12 protein-coding genes are annotated in these 15,939 nt (G+C 66.3%); 1 reads left to right on the forward strand and 11 read right to left on the reverse strand.

Features of this window, described 5'->3' with window-relative positions; translation table 11 throughout:
- The first annotated feature begins 120 nt into the window (after window positions 1-120).
- Window positions 121-819, forward strand: a complete 699-nt coding sequence (locus JAB6_RS27390; protein ID WP_070305952.1) for an alpha/beta hydrolase — start codon at window positions 121-123, stop codon at window positions 817-819.
- Between the two features lie 10 nt (window positions 820-829).
- Here the strand turns inward: JAB6_RS27390 and JAB6_RS27395 are convergent, their stop codons facing one another.
- The 11 genes from JAB6_RS27395 to paoA all read right to left on the reverse strand — a co-directional run bounded on the left by JAB6_RS27395 (window position 830) and on the right by paoA (window position 15,876).
- Window positions 830-1,816, reverse strand: coding sequence for a magnesium and cobalt transport protein CorA (locus JAB6_RS27395; protein WP_070305954.1), 987 nt, complete (start codon window positions 1,814-1,816; stop codon window positions 830-832).
- An 89-nt stretch (window positions 1,817-1,905) separates the two neighbouring features.
- Window positions 1,906-2,538 (reverse strand): hypothetical protein, encoded by a 633-nt coding sequence (locus JAB6_RS27400; protein WP_139143522.1) that lies wholly within the window; start codon window positions 2,536-2,538, stop codon window positions 1,906-1,908.
- A gap of 145 nt (window positions 2,539-2,683) precedes the next feature.
- Window positions 2,684-5,056 carry a TonB-dependent receptor gene (locus JAB6_RS27405; protein WP_083293069.1) on the reverse strand — a complete coding sequence of 791 codons (2,373 nt, stop codon included), beginning with the start codon at window positions 5,054-5,056 and terminating at the stop codon, window positions 2,684-2,686.
- Window positions 5,057-5,151: 95 nt separating this feature from the next.
- Complete coding sequence (locus tag JAB6_RS27410; protein WP_070305957.1) at window positions 5,152-6,126, reverse strand: FecR domain-containing protein; 975 nt, start codon at window positions 6,124-6,126, stop codon at window positions 5,152-5,154.
- A complete protein-coding gene (locus tag JAB6_RS27415) occupies window positions 6,123-6,641 on the reverse strand; it encodes a sigma-70 family RNA polymerase sigma factor (protein ID WP_070305959.1) in 519 nt (172 codons plus the stop codon). Before JAB6_RS27415 ends, JAB6_RS27410 begins: the two co-directional genes overlap by 4 nt.
- A gap of 136 nt (window positions 6,642-6,777) precedes the next feature.
- Complete coding sequence (locus JAB6_RS27420; protein WP_070305961.1) at window positions 6,778-9,282, reverse strand: ATP-binding protein; 2,505 nt, start codon at window positions 9,280-9,282, stop codon at window positions 6,778-6,780.
- Window positions 9,283-9,292: 10 nt separating this feature from the next.
- Window positions 9,293-10,306, reverse strand: coding sequence for an ABC transporter substrate-binding protein (locus JAB6_RS27425; RefSeq protein ID WP_139143523.1), 1,014 nt, complete (start codon window positions 10,304-10,306; stop codon window positions 9,293-9,295).
- Window positions 10,303-11,940 (reverse strand): response regulator, encoded by a 1,638-nt coding sequence (locus tag JAB6_RS27430; RefSeq protein WP_254671816.1) that lies wholly within the window; start codon window positions 11,938-11,940, stop codon window positions 10,303-10,305. Before JAB6_RS27430 ends, JAB6_RS27425 begins: the two co-directional genes overlap by 4 nt.
- A gap of 117 nt (window positions 11,941-12,057) precedes the next feature.
- The gene (gene paoC / locus JAB6_RS27435) at window positions 12,058-14,256 is read right to left on the reverse strand and encodes an aldehyde oxidoreductase molybdenum-binding subunit PaoC (protein WP_070305965.1); all 2,199 of its coding nucleotides are present in this window, start codon (window positions 14,254-14,256) and stop codon (window positions 12,058-12,060) included.
- 4 nt (window positions 14,257-14,260) lie between these two features.
- Window positions 14,261-15,220, reverse strand: coding sequence for a xanthine dehydrogenase family protein subunit M (locus tag JAB6_RS27440; protein WP_070305967.1), 960 nt, complete (start codon window positions 15,218-15,220; stop codon window positions 14,261-14,263).
- On the reverse strand, window positions 15,217-15,876 hold the full coding sequence (paoA, locus tag JAB6_RS27445; protein WP_070305968.1) for an aldehyde dehydrogenase iron-sulfur subunit PaoA: 660 nt from the start codon (window positions 15,874-15,876) through the stop codon (window positions 15,217-15,219). Before paoA ends, JAB6_RS27440 begins: the two co-directional genes overlap by 4 nt.
- Window positions 15,877-15,939 lie beyond the last annotated feature (63 nt).

Genomic DNA, 15,939 nt, shown 5'->3' on the forward strand with positions numbered 1-15,939 from the left:
GGCGCCGGCTTCGCGGGAACGGCCTACAATAGCCAGGCTGGACACTGCGTGGCTGCCTGCTGACGGGCCGCGCGGCCTGTGTCGCCCCCCGTCGGCGCTACCGCCACAAGGAGTATTCGCATGAGCAAGCAAGCCACCATCGTCCTCGTCCACGGTTTCTGGGGCGGCGCCGCCCACTGGAGCCGCGTCATTGTCGAATTGCGGCGCCACGGCCACACGGCCATCCGTGCCGTCGAACTGCCGTTGACGTCGCTGGCCGACGACGCCGAGCGCACGCGCAAAATGGTGGCGCAAATCGATGGCCCGGTATTGCTGGTAGGACACTCCTACGGCGGCGCCGTCATCAGCGTGGCCGGCAATGCGCCGAATGTCGCGGGCCTCGTCTACATCGCCGCCTTCGCGCCCGACGCGGGCGAAAGCCCGGGCAGCATCACGCAGGAACACCCGCCCATCGGCGCGGCCAGCCTCGAGGGCGACAGCGACGGCTATCTGTGGGTCAAGCCCGAGCAGTACCATGACAGCTTTTGCCAGGACCTCGACGCGGAAGAAGGCGCCGTGCTGGGGGTGGTGCAGAAAGCGCCGCTGGCCAGCACCTTCGGCGACACCGTCAGCGACCCGGCCTGGAAGCACAAACCCAGCTGGTACCAGATTTCCAGCGCCGACTGCATGATTTCCCCCGTCAACCAGGAGCGCATGGCGGCGCGCCTGGGTGCCAGGAAGGTCATCACGCTCAACGCCAGCCACGCGTCGCTGGCTTCGCGCCCCGTGGAAGTGGCGGCGCTGATACTCGAAGCGGCAGGCGCGGTGGTCGGCGGGTAAGCGTGCTCCGCTACAGCCACCCTTCGCGCTTCAGCCGCCGGTGCAACCAGAAGCAGCCGGCGATGATGATGGCGATCACGGCCGGATAGCTGCCGCGCCACTTCAGCTCAGGCATGAATTCGAAGTTCATGCCGTACAGGCTGAAGACCATGGTGGGTACGGCCAGGATGGCGGCCCAGGCGGCCAGGCGCTTGACGACCTCGTTCTGGCGGATCGAGATTTGCCCCAGCGCCACCTGCATGGCCGAATTGACCAGCTCGCGCATCTGCCCCGCCGTATGCGTGACCCGTTTGACGTGGTCGAGAATGTCGCGGTAATAGATGCGATTTTCCTTGGGCACGATGTCGCCATGGAAACGGATGAGCTGGGTGCAGATATCGTGCAGGGGATTGACGGCCGCATCGAGCTTGAGCAGCTCCGTCTTGAGCTGGTAGAAATCCTGCAGCTTGTCTTCGGAGAGGCTGGGCTTGAACAGCTGCAGTTCATAGTGCTGGAAGCGGGCCTGCAAATGGTCGATGCAGGGCTGGTACTGGTCGACGATGAAATCGATGATCGAATACAGCACGTAGCCGGGGCCGCTGGCCAGTTTCTCGGGCACGCTTTCCTTGCGCTCGCGCAGCTTCGCATAGCCGGCCGAGGGGCCATGGCGCACCGTGATGATGAAGCGTGGGCCGAGAAAGACGTGGGTTTCGCCATAGACGATGGCCTCGCCATCGAGGGTGGCCGTGTGCATCACCATGAACAGGGTGTCGCCGTACTCTTCCAGCTTGGGCCGCTCGTGCGCGCCCTGCGCATCCTCGACGGCCAGTTCGTGCAAGCCGAACGCCGATTGCAGCGCCTGCATGGCCGTGGCGTCGGGGCTGGCCATGCCGATCCAGACGAAACAATCGGGGTCGCCGAGAAAGTCGCCCACCTTGTCGATGTCGAAGTGGGCGATCTTCTTGCCGTCGCGATACGCTTCGCAATTGACGACGGCGGCGTGGGTACTCAGGTCCATGTGATTTTCGGGCTACGATGTCGGGCCGTCAGTATAGCGGAATGACACTGTCACTCTGTTAAGTTGGCCACCGTCGCCCGCAACGAAGCTTAGAACAGGCCGAACAGCGATTTTTTCGGCGCCGCGCAGGCGGCGGTGACGGGCGCCTCGATTTCCTGCCTGGCCGCCGGATCCGTCACATCGAGCAGCACCTGCTTGCACTTGTTTTCACCAAGGAAGCGGAATTCCACCTGATATGTCTTGCCCGCTTCCGGCGTCAGCTGCAAGGTCAGCGGGCCGCAGGAACCGGCGCGCAAGCCGTGTTCGGCCGGCCAATCGGCGTAAGCCTGCACCCAGACCGGTACGCCCGCCGTCAGCGTCTTCTCCACTTGCGGCAACACGCCCGTCATGCGCCGCGAACGCTCGACCATCTTCGAGATAAACGGCAACAATTTCTCGCGCAAGGTCGTGGCGTCGTACACCTTGCCCGCCGGCGTGAAGTCCTTGCACTCTTCCTTGCTGCCACTGGTGCCGTAGTCCACCACCATCTGCTCGCCCGAGGATACCAGGCTCAGTTTCGCAACCGCGGGCACGGCGGCCGCTTCCGCAGCAACAGGCTGCGCCACCGGCGTTTCCACCGCCGGCTTCGCCACGACTTCGTCACCCGCCTGGGCCGCCCAGGCACTCACGCTGGCCGCAGCCAGCAAGACACTCAATACACCACGCACACTATCTTTACGCACAAGAAATCCAGATTCAAAGTAAGTTTCATCGAAAAATTAGTTAATTCAACATAACCAATATTGCCATAAAAGATAATATATTAAATATTTCCATATGGCAATTTTATAATGTGCGGTTTGCCTGCGCGTCGCGTCTCATCACGTTTCAATAGCGGTAGTTCAGGCTCAGCATCGCATTGCGCGGGTCGCCGTAACTGACCCTGCGGCCCGTGCTGATGCCGTAGTAGCTGCGGTCGGCCAGGTTGTTGAGGTTGAGCGACAGGGCCAGGCGATCGGAGACCTGGTAGCGCACCATGGCGTCGAACACGGCGTACGAGCCCTGGTGCACGGTGGTGGTGCCGCCGCGCACGGCCCGGGTTTGCTGCCAGGTATGCGATTGCCAGCGGGCGCCGCCGCCCAGCGTCAGGCGCGGCATCGGCTGCCAGGTGCTATACAGGCTGAGCTGGTCTTCGGGCGCCAGGGTATTGACCTTACCGGCAGCGTCGCGCGCGATCTTGTGCGTGTAGCCGGCCTGCAATTGCCAGCCCGGCATCAGCTGGCCCGACACTTCCAGCTCCACGCCGCGCGAGCGCACGCCGTCGATGGCGCGGTAGGCGTCCATGCCCGTCACCTTGTTCACGGCGTCGACAGACTCGGCAACATTATCCTGGCGCACCTCGAACGCGGCCGCGCTGGCGTTCAGGCGGCCGTTGAGGAATACGCCCTTCACGCCCGCCTCGATATTCTTGCCCAGCACGGGGTCCAGGGTCTTGTTGTCGACGTCGCGGCTGTTTTGCGGACTGAAGATGTCGCTGTAGCTGGCAAACGCCGTCAGGTTTGGCGCGAAGTCCCACGTCAGGCCCGCATACGGCGTGAAGATCGACGCTTCATCGATCTCGGCCGTTGGGTTGACGTAGGACGACAGGCGCCCGCCCATGATCACGTGCACGCCCTGCGGCAGCGAAAAGCGGCCCGTCGCATACACGGCCTTCTGGCGGATGACTTCGCGGGCCGTGTCCAGTTCCCACTTCGGCTCAGCGACTATGCCCCGGTAAGTATAGATATTATCGACCTTGATGAAGGAATACGGGCTGAAAACGTCGTCCGACTGCTTGCGGTAGGCGTTCGCGCCCACCACCAGTTCATGCGTGCGGCCCAGCAAGGTGAACGGCCCCTTGGCGTACACGTCGAGGCCATTGCTGGTGGCGTCGCTGTTGTACTGGCGCGCCGTGACGGACGTGCCGCTGCCGTCCGCCCTCGGGAAACCGTCCAGGTAGGCGACGGGCGCGTACAGGGCGTTGGCCTGGTGGATCAGGCGCAGATTCGCCAGCCAGCCATTGTCGAACGTGTGCTCGAGCGAGGCGAAGACGGATTTGGCTTGCGTCTGCTGCGTGCTCCAGGTGGGCGCGCCGTTGAACGAGCGGGGCATGGTGAAACGGTTGCCGTCCGCGTCGAACAGGGGCGCGCCGCCCCAGTCGCTATTGCGCGGCACCGTATGCTGGTAGTCGGCGCCCACGGTCAGCAAGGTGCGCGGCGACAGGTCCGCCTCCAGCGTGCCATAGGCCAGTTCGGAGCGGCGCTGGTAGCGGTCGACGAACGAGTGCTTGTCCTGGTACGAGGCCACGGCGCGCGCACGCACGCTGCCGCTGTCGTTCAGGGGGCCGCCCACATCCGCCATGCCGCGGTAATTGCTCCACGATCCGGCCGACAGGTCGGCCAGCGCGCGCAATTCGCGCGTGGGCTTCTTGCGGATCAGGTTGACCGTGGCGCCCGGCGTGCCGGCTCCGCTCATCAGCGCATTCGCGCCCTTCAGCACCTCGACCCGGTCGTACAGGTCCATATTGGCCAGGGACTCGCCCAGGTTCAGCGAAGCGTCGCGCGTCCACGGCAAGCCATCGTAGCTGAAATTGTCCAGCGAAAAACCGCGCGCATAGTAAATCGTGCGTTCGCTGTCGATGTGCTGCACGTACACGCCCGGCGTGTGGTTCAGCACTTCGCTCAGCTGCACCAGGCCGAAATCGTCCATCTGCTGGCGCGTGACGACGCTGACCGCGTGCGGCGTCTCGCGCGGCGACAGCACCAGGCGGTTCGCCGTGCTGACGGCGCCCGTCGTGTACGAACCCGTGTCTTCCGTCACCTGGCCCAGGTAATTGGTGGTGATGACCACTTCCGGCATCGTTGCCTCGGGATGGGCGGCGGCCTGTGGCGCCGCCGCTTGCACGGTATAGACGCCGCTATCGGTCTTGAGCAGGGCCAACTGCGTGCCCTGCAAGGCGTGGCGCAAGGCCTGCTCCGCCGTGAAATCGCCGTGCACGGCCGCGCCGCTGGCGCCGCGCGCCAGGTCCGCATCGATGGAAATGCGCACGCCGCCACGGCTGGCAATCGCGATCAGGCTGGCGTTCAAGGGCTGGGCCGGCACGTCATAGCGCACGGTGGCTGGCGCCATTTGCGCCGCTGGCGTTTGCGCCAGGACGGTGGGCGCGGCGCAGGAAAGTAACATTACAGCCAGGGGAATCTGGCGCATCAACAATGGTGGCATGCTGGGACTCTATCTTGTGGTGAAGGAAAAGTGGGGCTACACCAGGTATGAGTCGCGGCGCGCCAAAAGTGACAGTGCCGGCGCAAAAAAAAATGTCAGCCTGCCTTCAGGTCGATGCCCGTCCACCAGCCGCCGGGCCCCTGGCGCAAGGTGACAGGCAGGGTTTCGGCCAGCGCCAGCAAGGTGGCGCCGCTGTCGTCGAGCGAGTAATTGCCGGACACGCGCAGCGCCGCCGCCTGCGCCGTGATGTCGATGTAGCCGTGGCGGTACGGACGCAAGGCGGCCACCACTTCGCCCAGCGGCTGGTCGACGGCCACCAGCATGCCCTGCTCCCACGCCGTCGCCTGTCCTGGCGCCATGCCGGGCAGCAGGGTCAGGCGGTCCGCGTCGAAGCGCGCCGCCTGGCCCTGGCGCAGCACGCGCGCCAGCCCCTTGCCGGCCGGACGCACGTCGATATCGCCCCGCACGGCCAGCGCCACGGTGGCGTGCGCTTCGCGCCGCAGCATCAGCTCGCCGCCCGGCGCCGTCACCGTGCCGTGCGCGCTGCGCAGCAGGAATGGCGCATTTGCCGCATGCGCCACCCTGGCCAGCAGCTGGCCCTGGCGCAAGGTGACGTGGCGATGTCCATGCGTGAGGTCCGTATCGGCCGAGGAACGGGCATCCAAAGTCAGCACGCTGCCGTCGGCCAGCGTGTAGCGGCCCCGCTTGGCCGTGGCCGTATGCAGGTCGGCGCTCCAGTCCGGCAAGAACGGGCTGCCGCGCAGCAGCCAGGCGCCGCCGAACGCCGCGCCCGCCAGGCACAGGGCGCCCTGCAGCCACTGGCGCCTCTGCTCATCGTGCCGGGCGGCGCGCGCCAGGGTTTGCCCGACGGTCCCCGCCCCGCCCGCCGCCTGCAGCGGACCGACGCTGTGCTCGACGGCCTGCTCCAAGGTGTGCCACGCGGCCGCATGGCGCGCATCGGCGGCCAGCCAGCGGGCGAAGGCCTGATGCTGGGCCGCGTCCGCCTCGCCCGAACTCAGTTCGACCAGCCAGCCGATGGCGGCGTCCTGTACCGCAGCGGACATGCTCATGCCGGCTCCGCGGCGGCCAGGCAGCAGCGCAAGCCTTGCGCCATGTACTGGCGCACCATGCTGGCCGATACGCCCAATTGCGCCGCGATCTGTGCATACGTAAGGCCGTCGAGCTGGCTCATGAGAAAGGCGCTGCGCGCCTTGACGGACAAGGTATCGAGCGCGCGCGACAGCCGCTCCAGCGCTTCGAGCAGCACGGCGCGTTCCTCGGGCGATGGCTGGACGGCGTCCGGCAGCAGCGCCAGGGTGTCGAGATAGGCCTGCTCGATATCGCGCCGCCGCCACTGCTGCAGCAAGACGCTTTTCGCTACCGTCGTGAGATAGGCGCGCGGCTCGCGGATGGCGGCCAGCCGCCCCGCATGCAGCACGCGCACAAAGGTTTCCGAAGTGACATCTTCCGCCTCCGCCCGGTTACGCAGGCGTAACAGCAAGCGCTGCAGCAGCCAGCCCTGGTGGCCCGTAAACAGGCTGGCGGCCAGGGTGGCGTCATTCGAGGGAAAAGGCAAGGCAGACAAGAGCGGATCCGGCAGCTTTAATGATAATGATTCTCATTATATTGCAGAGACTGGAGCCTGTCCCGCAATTTTGCCATTGTTGTCAGACGCCGACAACGCAGCAGCAGCCTTGAATGACGAGGGATGCCGCAGCAGGCTAGGCCGTCGAGATGACCGCATTCAAGGCCCGCCGCAATTCCTTCAGCCGCGGCGGCTTGCCCAGCACGCAATTGACGTGTTCGGGATAGTCGCTGTCGGCCGCCAGACGCTGGCCCCAGCCCGTGAGCATGATGATGGGCGTGGCCGGCGAACACTGGCGCACGGCGCTGGCCACCTTGCGCCCGTCCACGTGGGGCATGCCCAGGTCCGTGATGACCACCTCGAAATCCTCGTGCCGGTCGCGTGCGGCCAGAAAGCTGTCGATGCCGGCCTGGCCCCCATCGGCGGACACCACGTCGTGGCCATCGATTTCCAGGATGTCGCGCAGGGACTTGAGCACCATCGGGTCGTCGTCCACCACGAGGATGCGCAGGCGCGGCGGCACGGCGTGGGCCGCGTCGGGCGCCGGCTCCCCCGCGTCCGCCGCGCAGGCGGGAAATGCCAGGCGCACCGCCGTGCCCTGCCCCGGCGCCGTGACGATGTCGATGCTGGCGCCATGGCGCTCCATCATGCCGTACACCATGGCCAGGCCCAGGCCCGTGCCCCGCTCGCCCTTGGTGGTGAAAAACGGTTCCAGGCAGCGGCGGCGCGTGTTCTCGTCCATGCCGACGCCCGTGTCGGCCACTTCGATCAGCACCTGGCCGGGCGCGCCCACGCCGGCCGTGCGCACGGTCAGGGTACCGCCATCGGGCATGGCGTCGACGGCGTTGAAGACGAGGTTGGTCAGCGCTTCGCGCAATTCGCCCACGCTGCCGGGCAGCATGGGCAGCGCGTCGGCCAGCTCCGTGCGCAGGGCGATGACGATGCCGCGCTGCTGCGGCATGTCGCTCCAGCGCGCACGCGTCAGATCCAGCACCTGCTGCACCACCAGGTTGGCGTCGATCGGCGAGAGCGCCAGTTGCGGTTCGCGCTGGCGGTAGAATTCGCGCATGCGCGCCACGGTGGCGGCCACGTCGTCGATGGCCCGTTCGATCACTTCCAGGCAATGCCGGCCCTGCGGACTGAGATTGGTTTCCGTCTCCAGCAGCGATTCCGTGTACAGGGCGACGGGGGAAATGGCGTTATTGATGTCGTGCGCGATGCCGCTGGCCATCTGCCCCAGCGCGCGCAGGCGTTCCTGCTGCATCACCGACTGCTGCGTCTGGCGTAAATCGTCATACGCGCGCTGCAGTGCGCCGTAGAGCTGCGCCTGGTTGGCCGCCAGCGCCACGTGTTCGCTCAGCTGGCTGAGGAATTCGCACTCGCCGCTGGTAAAGCTGTTTGCGGCGCGGCGTGCCACGATCAGAATGCCGAAGACCGTGTTTTCGGCCAGCAGCGGCGCCATGACGAGGGCACGCAGTCCCCCTTGCGCCAGGCGCTGCGGAAACGGAAACGCCACCCCGGCGATGTCGGCTTCATACACGAGCTTGCCGCGCACGCAGCTCGACAGTCCATTCTCGTCGATGGGAATGTGCGCGTGTTCGCTCATCATGAACGACTGCGCCAGCGCCTCGCTGCGCACGCCCACGCACGTCACCTGCAGCGCGTGCTGCGACGGTTCGTACAGGCAGATGCAGCTGAAATCGATGGGCAGCTGCTCTTCCAGGCTGCGCACCACCACCTGAAAGATGCTGCGCAAGTCCTGCCGCTCGCCGATCGAGCGCGTGATCTGCTGCAGCAGGTTCAGGCGCTCGAGCTGTTCATGCACCTTGCGCTTGGCCAGCTGGCGTTCGGCGATCTGCGTTTCCAGCGCGGCATTCGTGTGCGCCAGCTCGTCGCGCGAGACGGTGGTGCGCCGCAGCTTTTCCGTCATGCCGTCGAAGGCGCGCGCCAGGTCGCCGATTTCATTTTTGGTGTGCACGCCGAGCGAGAAGTCCAGCTTGCCGGCGCCGACGATCAGGGTACCCTGACGCAGTTTTTCCAGCGGTCCCGTGACGCTGGTGATGGTGAAGTAAATCAGACCGGCCACCAGCGCGATGATCATCCCGCCAAACAGCATCACGGCCACGTTGGCCCGCTGCTGCGCGTCCAGCACGCCTTGCCGGCTCAATTCGGACAGCCGCATCGCCTCCGAAATCATGCCCTGCACCTTGCCCATGATCTGGCCGGACAGGCGCGACTCCAGCTCGTCCAGCACTTCGCGCCGCTGCGGGTCCTGCCCCAGCTCGCGGTGATTCGCGACAAACAGATGGAATAGGCCGCCCACGCCGGCCAGGTCGCCCTGCAATTGCAGCAGCAGCGCGCGCTCCTCGCCCGTGCTGAAGGCGGGCGTGGCCAGCAGGCCCGATGACAGCGATTCGCTGCGCAGCTGCCACTGGGCCCGCGTGCGCTCGCCATGGTGCAGCGCATATTCGATCGACAGGTAGCGCAGCGACGTGACGGCTTGCAGGATATCGGCCGCCGCCTTGTTCTTCGCCAGTTCGCGCTGCATCGCCATGGTGGTGGAAAACAGCATGGCGACGATGATGGCCACGAGCACCACGCAAAACAGTTCGGCCAGCTTGAAACGCGTTACGATTTTCACGGTGGCCTTCTCAATGAATGACCGTCACGGCCGATGGCGCGACGGCTTCCAGGCCGTCCAGGTAGACGGCGTCGAGGAAGTTCGGCATGGTGCCGCGCTCGGCCAGCCGGTTCCTGATGGCCCAGCGCGCCTCGTCTTCCAGCGCCAGCAGCAAGCCCTGGTCGAGCACGACGCCGAAGCGGTAACCGTGCCAGGCCGCCTGCAGGCGCGCCGTCTCGCTGGCCGATGCCTTGGCAAACAGGGCGCGCGCGGCATCGGGCTGGTCCTGGCAAAAGCGGGCGCCGGCAATCAGCGCCCGCAGCACCTTGCGCACCGTGGCCGGGTGGCTGCGCACATAGTCGCCCGTGCCGGCCACGTTGAACAGGCCCGCATAGACATCCTCGCCATAGAAGATGGCCGCCTTGCCCGCGATGGCATGCGTCATGCCCGTCAGGAACGGTTCCCATCCGGCCGCCGCATCGATCTCGCCCCGCGCCAGCGCCCCGGCCAGCTGCTCGGGCGCGTAGTTGCGCAAGGTGACTTCGGCGGGCAGCAGCTTCTGGCGGTTCAAAAAGGCATCCAGCGTAAACTGGCCGGACGTGCCCAGGGTCACGCCGATGCGCTTGCCCTTCAGGCTGGCGGGCGTGGACACGCCGCGGTCCAGGCGCCCCACGATACCGTGGTCGCGCTCGGCCTCGAATATGCTGGCGATGATGACGACGGACTGGTTCCGCAGGCTGGCCAGCACGACGGGAATATCGGAAACCGTGCCCAGGTCGGCCTTGCCCTGCAACACGGCTTCCATCGACGCCTTGCCCGACGAGTACGGCTGCAGCCGCGCGTCGATGCCTTCGCGCGCGAAATGCCCCTGTCCGTGCGCGGCCAGGACGGGGCAGCTGCCCACGTAATCCGCATTCACGGCCAGGCGCAGCACTTCCACGGGGCCGGGCGGCGCGGCGGGACGGGCATTGAGCTGCCAGATGGCCACGGCAACCAGCGCCAGCAACAGCACGATGGCTGCCAGCCTGAGCGCCCGGCCGCTCATGCGCTGCACTGCGCCGTGGCCGACTCCAGCGCGCTGTTGACGGCTTCGGAAAACGCCGTTACGTCGATCGGCTTAGTGAGATAGCGGTAAAAGCCCGCCGCCAGCCCCTGGCGGATATCGCCGGGCCCGGCCAAGGCCGTCAGGGCGATGACGGGAATATGCGCGGTGCGGGCATCGGCGCGCAGCTGCTGCATGACTTGCGTGCCGCTGATGTCGGGCAGGTCGCTATCCATCAGTATCAGCTGCGGCACGTGGCGGCGCGCCATGTCCAGGCCCGTCAGGCCGTCGCCGGCCGACAGCAGGTCGAGATCGGGACGGAAATGGATCAAACCCGCCACCAGGGTCACATTCAGGGGATTGTCTTCCACATACAGCAGCGTCTTGCGGTCCGGCAGCCGTACCGCTTCAGCGGGCCGGGCAATGACGGACAGGCGCGCACTTTCCTGCGGTGGCTGGCGCGCCGGGCAACTGGCGATATCGAGCCAGAAGGTGCTGCCGCGCCCGGGCGTGCTGGTCACGCCCAGCCTGGCCTGCATGGCTTCGGCCAGGCGCTTGCTGACCACCAGCCCCAGGCCCGTGCCCTCCTCGTCGCGCGCATCGCGTCCCAGGCGGTTGAAGGGCTGGAACAGCGCCTCCAGCTGCGCCGCGCTCATGCCGCCGCCCGTGTCGCGCACGGACAGGCGCAGCTGGCGCGCGTCGACGGGCTGGCAATCGACGTGGATCTCGCCCTGTTCGCGGTTGTACTTGACGGCGTTCGACAGCAGATTGATCAGCACCTGCTTGAGGCGCGTACGGTCGGCCAGCACATGCACGCCGCCCGCTTCGACGAACGTCAGGGTGATGCCGCGCTTGTGCGCCAGCGGTTCCATCATTTGCCAGCATTCGTGGTAGATGTCGGCCAGGCTCACGGGTTCCATCGACAGCGACATATTGCCCGATTCGATCTTGGCGATGTCGAGAATGTCGTTGATCAGGGTCAGCAGATGCCGGCCGGCGCCGAAGATGTGCGAGGCAAAGGTTTTCTTTTCCTGCGCCGTCGAGGGGATGGAATCGGACATCAGCATCTGCGAAAAGCCCATGATGGCGTTGAGCGGCGTGCGCAGCTCGTGGCTCATGCTGGACAGGAAATTGGTCTTTTCCTGGTTTGCCCGCTCGGCCACTTCGCGGGCCAGCTGCAAATCCTTGTTCATGGCGTCGAGTTCGGCCGTGTGCTGGCGCAGCAGCAGTTCCAGGCGCGCATTAGCGATGCGCAGCTGGCGCGTTTCCAGCGCCCGCGCCAGTATCAGCAGGATGCCCGACACCTTGAACGGCTTGACGACGTAATCGAGCGCGCCCGCCTTCATGGCCTGCACGGCCGAGGCGATCGTGCCTTCGCCCGTCATGATGATGCAGGCCAGGTCCGGATCGATCTTGCGCGCCGCTTCCACCACGGCGATGCCGTTCATGCCCGGCATCATCAGGTCGACCAGCAGCAGGTCGAACGATTCGACGGCCAGCAAGGACAGCGCCGCCTCGCCCGAAGCGAGCCCCGTCGTGTCATACGCCTGGCCGCGCAAGGTGTCGCACAGCGCGCGCACATGCGCCAGTTCGTCATCGACGATCAGTATCCGCGGCGGCATTGATGAGCTGTTCATGCATTCTCCTGGCGGCATGGCATTGCGGGCCGGAAATTTTCCCCGCACCATGCGTTCCGAGCATAGCACTTGAAAATTACCAAAAATACACGCATTGTCACGCGCGCCAGGAAGGTGTCAGCTCATCACGGGCAGCCCCCGCAGCAGCTTGTCGAGGGTCAGCGGATAGTCGCGCACGCGCACCCCCGTCGCGTTGTAGACGGCATTGGCGATGGCGGCCGCCACGCCGCAGATGCCCAGCTCGCCCACGCCCTTGGCTTTCATGGGCGAAGACGTGGGGTCCGTTTCTTCGAGGAAGATGACGTCCTGGTGCGGAATGTCGGCGTGCACGGGCACTTCGTAGCTGGCCAGGTCGTGGTTGACGAAGAAGCCGCGGCGCTGGTCGACCACCAGTTCTTCCATCAGGGCCGCGCCCACGCCCATGGTCATGGCGCCGATCACCTGGCTGCGCGCCGCTTTCGGGTTCAAAATGCGCCCGGCCGCGCACACGGCCAGCATGCGGCGCACGCGCACTTCGCCCGTGTCGCCGTCCACGCCCACTTCGACGAAATGGGCGCCGAACGTCGATTGCTGGAATTTTTTATCGAGGTCGCCGTATTCCATATGGTCTTCCGCGACGACGTCGCCATGGTAGGCGGCGGCAGCGAGCGGCACGCTGCGCTCGCCCTGGCTCACTTGCCCATCGGAAAAGCGCGCCTCTTTCTCATCGAAGCCCAGCTTGACGGCGATGGCCTGGCGCAGGCGCACGCAGGCCGCGTAGACGCCAGCCGTCGAGCTGTTGCCGCCCCATTGCCCGCCCGAACCGGCCGAGACGGGAAAATCCGAGTCGCCCAGGCGCACGACCACCTTGTTCAAGGTCACGCCCAGCATTTCCGCCGCCGTCTGCGCGATGATGGTGTAGCTGCCCGTGCCGATATCCGTCATGTCCGTTTCCACCGTGATCACGCCATTGCCATCGAGGCGCACACGGGCGGCGGACTGCATGACGAGGTTGTTGCGGAAGGCGGCTGCCACGCCCATGCCCACCAGCCAGCGGCCGTCGCGCCGCGTGCCCGGCTGCGCCGCTCTCTCCTTCCAGCCGAATTCCACGGCGCCCGTGCGCAGGCAATCGATCAAACGGCGCTGGGAGAATGGACGGCTCGGTTTTTCCGGGTCCACTTTCGTATCGTTCAGGATGCGAAAGACGATGGGGTCCATTTTCAGCTTGTCCGCCATCTCGTCCATGGCGATTTCCAGCGCCATCATCCCCGGCGCCTCGCCCGGCGCGCGCATGGCATTGCCTTCCGGCAAGTCGAGCACGGCCAGGCGCATGGCCGTAATGCGGTTCGGTCCCGCATACAGCAGCCGCGTCTGCATCACGGCCGTTTCCGGCTGCCCCCCTTTCAAGTCGCCGGACCACGATTCATGGCCGATGGCCGTGATCTTGCCGTCGCGCGTGGCGCCGATGCGCAGGCGCTGGATAGTGGCGGGCCGGTGCGTCGTGTTGTTGATCATCAAGGGCCGCGCCAGGGCGACCTTGACGGGACGCTGGGCCGCGCGCGCGCCCAGGACTGCCAGCAAGGCTTCCGCGCGCACGAACAGCTTGCCGCCGAAGCCGCCGCCGATATACGGCGAAACGATGCGCACTTTATCCTTCGGTATGCCAAGCGTACGGGCCAGGTCGCCGCGGCCCCAGTCCACCATCTGGTTCGCCGTCCAGACCGTCACCCTGTCGCCTTCCCAGGCGGCAATCGAGGCGTGCGGCTCCATCATGGCGTGCGACTGGTCGGGCGTCGTGTAGCTGGCGTCCAGGCGCACGGGAGCATGGGCATAGGCGCCGGCGAAGTTGCCCGTCTTGCTGTCGGGCTTGCCATCTTTCGGCTTGGCGGCGCCGCCCTTGGCCCTGGCCAAGTCGAACACGCCCGTTTGCTCGACATACTTGACGTCAAGCAACTGTGCGGCCGAGCGGGCTTGCTCGAAGGTTTCCGCCACCACCAGCGCGATGGCCTGGTGGTAATGTTCAATGTCCGGCCCGCCCAGCAGCTTTGCCGTGTTCATCTTGCCTTTCCCCAGCTTGCCAGCTGATTCGGCCGTCACCACGGCCAGCACGCCCGGCGCGCGCCGCGCGGCGCTCGTGTCGATCGAGGCAATGCGCCCCTTGGCGATGGCCGCGCCGACGACATGGCCGTAGGCCGCATGCGGCGCGGCCTTGTTCTGTTCATATGCATACGGCGCCGTGCCCGTGGTTTTCAGGGGGCCGTCGATGCGGTCCGTGGGGCGGCCCACGATTTTCAGCTGGTCGATGGGATTGGTGGTCGCAGGTGTCGAAAATTTCATGGCGCTAGCCTTTCTTCGCTTGTGCTTGCGCCAGCACCGAGGCAATCGTGCGCTGCGCCAGGGTCACCTTGAAGCCGTTGTCGTCAGTGGGATGCGCGCCGGCCAGCAGGCGTTCGCTCACGGCGGCGGCCCCCTCGGGCATCGCCTGCTCGGCGGCGGCCACGCGCCACGGCTGCGGCGCGACGCCGCCCAGGGCCAGCCTGCCCGTGCCGTTGGGCAAGATGATGGCTGCCACGGACACGAGCGCGAACGCGTACGAGGCGCGGTCGCGCACCTTGCGGTAGACGTGCGTGCCGCCAACGGGCGGGGGCAAGGTGACGCTGGTGATCAGTTCACCGGGCTGCAGCACGGTTTCCACGTGCGGCGTGTTGCCCGGCAAGCGGTAAAAGTCGGCGATGGGGATGCTGCACGTGCTGCCATCGGCCCGCACCGTATCGATGCCGGCGTCGAGCACGCGCATGGCCACGGCCATGTCGCTCGGGTGCGTGGCGATGCAGGCATCGCTGCCGCCCAGAATCGCCAGCGGCCGGCTGAAACCGACTATGGCCGAGCAGCCGCTGCCCGGCACGCGCTTGTTGCAGGCCTGGTTCGTGTCATAAAAATACGGGCAGCGCGTGCGCTGCAGCAGGTTGCCTGCTGTCGTCGCCTTGTTGCGCAATTGCGCCGAGGCGCCGGCCAGCAAGGCGCGCGACAGCACGCCATAATCGCGCCGCACGGTGGCGTGCGCGGCCAGCGCCGTGTTGCGCACGAGGGCGCCGATGCGCAGGCCGCCATCCTTTGTTGCTTCCACCGTATCCAGCGCGAGTCCATTGACGTCGATCAAGTGTGCCGGCGTCTCGATTTCCAGCTTCATCAGGTCGAGCAGATTCGTGCCGCCCGCGATAAAGCGGGCGCCCGGCGTGTTCGCGGCGGCCGCCGCCGCTTCGGCCGGTGAAGTGGCCTTCTGGTAGCTGAATACCCTCATGCCGGCCTCCCCGCCACCTCGGTGATGGCCTCGATGATGTTGGAGTAGGCGCCGCAGCGGCAGATGTTGCCACTCATGCGCTCGCGCAATTCCTCGGGCGTCACTGAGGGGGCCGCGTTCAAGTCCGCGCTGACGTGACTGGGGATACCCTGGCGTATTTCTCCCAGCGCGGCGACGGCCGAGCATATCTGCCCCGGGGTGCAATAGCCGCACTGGTAGCCGTCGTGCGCGATGAAGGCAGCCTGCATCGGATGCAATTTCTCCGGCGTGCCCAGCCCCTCGATGGTGGTGACCTTGGCGCCATCATGCATCAAGGCAAGCGTCAGACAGGCATTGATGCGCTGGCCGTCGAGCATGACGGTGCAGGCGCCGCACTGGCCGTGGTCGCATCCCTTCTTCGTGCCCGTCAGTTGCAGGTGTTCGCGCAAGGCGTCGAGCAAGGTGGTGCGCGTGTCGAGTTCCAGGCTGTGGCGCCGGCCGTTGACGTCGAGGCTGACTTTCATCAGCACGGGTGGCGGAGAAACACGGGCCTGGGCGGCCGTATTCACCGCCCCCGCCGCGCCTGCCACACTGGGCACGGCGGCGGCCGTGGCCGACAGCGCGCCGGCGATCAGCAAGCCGCGCCTGCCGGCATTGATGTAATGGGATTCCGTCATCTTGCGCTTCCTCCTGGCTGTGGACTGGCTGGGTGGGCGCATGCAGGCCCGAAGCAGCAGTCT

Source organism: Janthinobacterium sp. HH104, from assembly GCF_001758715.1.
Lineage (GTDB): Bacteria > Pseudomonadota > Gammaproteobacteria > Burkholderiales > Burkholderiaceae_D > Janthinobacterium > Janthinobacterium aestuarii.

What these genes read in the sequence shown, in the direction of transcription:
- JAB6_RS27425 (WP_139143523.1), bottom strand. Translation starts at nt 10,306, where the DNA reads ATGAGCGGCCGGGCGCTCAGGCTGGCAGCCATCGTGCTGTTGCTGGCG.
- paoA (WP_070305968.1), bottom strand. Translation starts at nt 15,876, where the DNA reads ATGACGGAATCCCATTACATCAATGCCGGCAGGCGCGGCTTGCTGATC.
- JAB6_RS27430 (WP_254671816.1), bottom strand. Translation starts at nt 11,940, where the DNA reads ATGAACAGCTCATCAATGCCGCCGCGGATACTGATCGTCGATGACGAA.
- JAB6_RS27405 (WP_083293069.1), bottom strand. Translation starts at nt 5,056, where the DNA reads ATGCCACCATTGTTGATGCGCCAGATTCCCCTGGCTGTAATGTTACTT.
- JAB6_RS27390 (WP_070305952.1), top strand. Translation starts at nt 121, where the DNA reads ATGAGCAAGCAAGCCACCATCGTCCTCGTCCACGGTTTCTGGGGCGGC.
- JAB6_RS27440 (WP_070305967.1), bottom strand. Translation starts at nt 15,220, where the DNA reads ATGAGGGTATTCAGCTACCAGAAGGCCACTTCACCGGCCGAAGCGGCG.
- paoC (WP_070305965.1), bottom strand. Translation starts at nt 14,256, where the DNA reads ATGAAATTTTCGACACCTGCGACCACCAATCCCATCGACCAGCTGAAA.
- JAB6_RS27395 (WP_070305954.1), bottom strand. Translation starts at nt 1,816, where the DNA reads ATGGACCTGAGTACCCACGCCGCCGTCGTCAATTGCGAAGCGTATCGC.
- JAB6_RS27410 (WP_070305957.1), bottom strand. Translation starts at nt 6,126, where the DNA reads ATGAGCATGTCCGCTGCGGTACAGGACGCCGCCATCGGCTGGCTGGTC.